Raw genomic sequence first — 2,535 nt, 5'->3', positions numbered from 1 at the left:
CCCATCCGTACGGACGGGAGCTCGCCTTGCAGGCGGGCGCCAATGTAGTCATGCCTAATCTGTCGCCGCTGTCCGTGCGTCCGAAATATACTTTATACAACAATAAAATTTGTACGGGAGATGAATCCGCGCAGTGCAGATTCTGTCTGGAGCAGCGGATTGAGCGTGCCGGATTTCATGTCGATATGGGCCGTGGAGACAGTCTGAACGGGCTGGCCGCGCCCTTCTTTTCGCCATAAATGAACCGAGAAAGAAGTGGATGATCGTGAACCAAGTGAATGAGCGCCGGGCGGCGGATTTTATTCAGGACGAGGAAATCAAGAGATCGCTGCGAGACGGGGAGACGGCAGTACAAGACGGCAGGATCGTAACCGCCATTCTGGACAAAGCCAGAAAATGCAAAGGCCTGACTTCTCAGGAGGCGGCGGTGCTGTTACATTTGGAGGACGAAGAGACATTGGAACGGCTGTACCAGGTATCCCGAGAGATCAAGGAGCGGATATACGGCAACCGGATCGTGCTGTTCGCCCCCCTGTATGTCAGCAACCACTGTGTCAATAACTGTGTCTACTGCGGATACAAGCACTCTAATTCCGAGTTCGAGCGCAGCCGCCTTACGCATGACGAAATCGCCCAGGAGGTGAAGGTTCTTCAATCGCTTGGCCACAAGCGGCTGGTGCTGGAAGCGGGCGAAGATCCGGGCCATTGCTCCATCGACTATATTCTGGCATGTATCCGGACCATATACGAGACGAAGCTCGATAATGGCAGTATCCGGCGGGTTAACATCAATGTTGCGGCCACAACCGAGGAGGAATACCGCAAGCTGGCCGATGCCGGGATCGGAACCTACATTTTATTTCAGGAGACTTATCACCGGCCCAGCTACCGCAAATACCACCCGCAAGGACCCAAGGCGGATTATGACTGGCACACAACGGCCATGGACCGGGCGATGCGCGCCGGTATAGACGATGTTGGCATCGGCGTCCTGTACGGACTTTATGATTATAAATACGAGACCATTGCCATGCTGAAGCACGCCGAGCATCTGGAGCAGACGTTTGGCTGCGGGCCGCACACCATCTCCGTCCCCCGTCTGCGCGAAGCTGAGAACGTGAATCTGGACAGCTATCCCTATCTTGTAGGCGACCGCGATTTCGCTAAGATTGTCGCCGTACTGAGAATGGCCGTGCCTTATACGGGAATGATCCTGTCAACACGTGAAGACCCGGCATTCCGCGACCGGATTATTCGCTTGGGAATATCGCAGATCAGCGCAGGCTCTGCCACTGGCGTCGGCGCGTATAGCGTCAATAAAGGCAAGGACGACAAGCCGCAGTTCACGGTCGGCGACCACCGCTCTCCTATGGAAATTATCAAGAACCTGTGCCGGGATGGCTATGTTCCCAGCTACTGCACCGCATGCTACCGCGAAGGGCGAACGGGGGACCGCTTTATGCAGCTGGCCAAGTCGGGGCAAATCCACAATGTATGCCAGCCGAATTCCTTGATGACCTTTCAGGAATACCTGCTCGACTACGCCGACGAGGAGATGCGTGCCATTGGCGAGCAGACCATTCGCGACAATCTGGAGCGCATCCCCAAGGAATCGGTCAAGAAAGCGACAATAGAGCAGCTTCAGCGCATCCATGCAGGCGAACGAGACTTACGGTTCTGATAACAATGATAAAAAGAAGATGACATCGCAAAAATACCCGGAACCTTTAACAAGGAACCGGGTGTTTGTATTAACCGAAGCCTGGCTCATCTTCCCAGGCCAGCATCGCGGACGGAAACATTTCAATCGCTCTCGGGAATATCCCCTGCACATAAGCAATAAATACGCCGTAATTGACAATCGGCACCCCGGCGTTCGCAGCTTCCTCCATACGATGCAGCATCGCTCTGCGATTCAGGATGCACGCCCCGCAATGAATGATCAGCGAATACTGCTCCAGCCCTGGCGGGAACTCACTTCCGGAGGCATGCTCGATTTGCAGCCGCCTGCCCGTCTTTTCCCGCAGCCAGCGGGGAATCTTGACGGTGGCGATATCGTCGGACTGCCGATGATGCGTACAAGCTTCGGCAATCAGCACCCGGTCGCCGTCACGCAGCCCGCTGATCGCCCGCACCCCGCGCACAAGCCGGGGAAGATCGCCTTTATAACGGGCGAACAATATGGAGAAGGACGTTAACGGCACATCCTTCGGGGTGTCGGCCTGGGCTTTTAGAAACGCCTGCGAATCGGTAATCACCAATTTCGGCTTGCGCCGGAGCGAAGCCAGCGTATGTCCAAGCTCCTGCTCCTTGGTCACCACAGCCACCGCGTCGCATTCCATAATGTCGCGTATCGTCTGCTGCTGGGGCAGGATCAGCCTGCCCTTGGGCGCCGCCTTATCGATCGGGACGACAAGAACGGCCAGGTCGCCGGGGCTCAACAGGTCGCCGACGATCCGGAACCTGTCTTCCCCCCGGGGCAAAGCAGTTGCAATCGCCGTCTTTAACTCGTTGATGCCGTGACCGGCGGCGGCG

Annotated in this window: 2 protein-coding genes and 1 pseudogene; 2 read left to right on the top strand and 1 reads right to left on the bottom strand. The window is 56.3% G+C overall.

What is annotated here, in order from left to right:
* Together L692_RS0112245 and hydG are read left to right on the top strand one after the other, a co-directional pair.
* Positions 1 to 239, top strand: a pseudogene (locus L692_RS0112245) ([FeFe] hydrogenase H-cluster radical SAM maturase HydE); the annotation flags it as partial.
* 26 nt (positions 240 to 265) lie between these two features.
* Positions 266 to 1,681, top strand: a complete 1,416-nt coding sequence (gene hydG / locus L692_RS0112240) for a [FeFe] hydrogenase H-cluster radical SAM maturase HydG (RefSeq protein WP_025700229.1) — start codon at positions 266 to 268, stop codon at positions 1,679 to 1,681.
* A gap of 70 nt (positions 1,682 to 1,751) precedes the next feature.
* On the opposite strand, the gene hydF is transcribed toward hydG, so the two are convergent.
* A partial coding sequence (hydF, locus tag L692_RS0112235; protein WP_025700227.1) for a [FeFe] hydrogenase H-cluster maturation GTPase HydF occupies positions 1,752 to 2,535 on the bottom strand: 784 nt, incomplete at its 5' end.

Source organism: Paenibacillus forsythiae T98 (genome assembly GCF_000520735.1).
In the GTDB taxonomy this organism is placed as follows: Bacteria; Bacillota; Bacilli; order Paenibacillales; family Paenibacillaceae; genus Paenibacillus_AQ; species Paenibacillus_AQ forsythiae.
The sequence above is the reverse complement of the archived record's forward strand: the minus strand, read 5'-3'. Positions and strand labels throughout refer to the sequence as shown.